The sequence below is a fragment of the Desulfocicer niacini genome (assembly GCF_054657595.1).
Genome location: NZ_BAAHYK010000141.1, coordinates 1 through 1162, shown reverse-complemented (window position 1 = coordinate 1162; position 1162 = coordinate 1). Strand labels below are relative to the sequence as shown.

Here is a 1162-nt window from a genome sequence, read left to right as displayed (position 1 = left end):
CAAACATCTGCGGTTTATCCGCAGCATGTTTTTATTTATATTTTTCATTATTCTGTGGTGTTTTTTTTAACAGATGTTTGATTTTATTTTCCCAGTGCTTTTTTTACTGCAAGACCGATTTTCTCAAAGGTATAAGGCTTTTTTAAATATTCGTCCGCACCAAGCCGTTGGGCTTCTTTTACTCTCGCATTTTCCGAGAAACCACTTGCGATGACAGCTTTTTGGTTGGGATGCGTTTTAATAATCTGTTTATAGGCCTCCAAACCATCCATTCCCGTATCCATGATCATGTCTAATATAAGTAAGTCAACCTGATTGGTTTTCAAATACTCAATTGCTTTTTCACCACTGGAAACAGTATGGGTTGAATAGTTTAACCGCCTTAATAGATTCCGGGCAATTTCCCGTTGTTCTCTTACATCATCTATAATTAAAATACGTTCACCATTGCCTGTATACTTATCTATAGATATTGATTCCTGAGTATCTGCAATCGCTTTAATCGTTGCTGGAAAAAACAATTGGAATTTGGTGCCTTTGCCAGGAGAACTTTCGACATGAATATAGCCATTATGGTCTTGAACAGTACCCCAGACGACAGACATGCCAAGCCCCGTACCACTTCTTCCCATAATTTTGTTTGTATAAAAGGGTTCAAAAATTCTTTTAAGGTCTTCCGGATTAATTCCCATTCCAGAATCTATGATCGTTAATAGAACATAATTACCTTCACAAATTTCATCATAGCCTTTTATGGGGGTATCAATATATCGATTTTCTGTTGATACCAGAATGGTTCCACCCATTTGAATGGCCTCTGCTGCATTAGACATCAGATTCATCAACGTTTTACTTAGATGTACGGATGCACCAATAATATTATACAGATCCCCCTCAAGCTGCGTTTTAACATTTATATTTTGATGGTAACGGATAAGGGTTTGATATTCACCAGATTTCAGAAAGTCACGTATAATATCATTTAAATTAACGGTCTCAATATATGGAACACCCCGTCTGGTAAGCGTTAATAAATCCTCAACAATAGATGCTGCTCTCTTGCCTGAGTCCTGTATCGTCATGATTGCATTTCTAAACGGACTATCCTTGGGAAGATCCATTAAAAGTAATTCCGGATACGTAACGATTCCGGATAATACAT

General features: G+C 37.1%; 1 protein-coding gene. It reads right to left on the bottom strand.

Translation table 11 applies throughout. The features are described 5' to 3' along the window. Positions 1-83: 83 nt before the first annotated feature. A partial coding sequence (locus ACYQ2M_RS25080; protein ID WP_459919141.1) for a response regulator occupies positions 84-1162 on the bottom strand: 1079 nt, incomplete at its 5' end.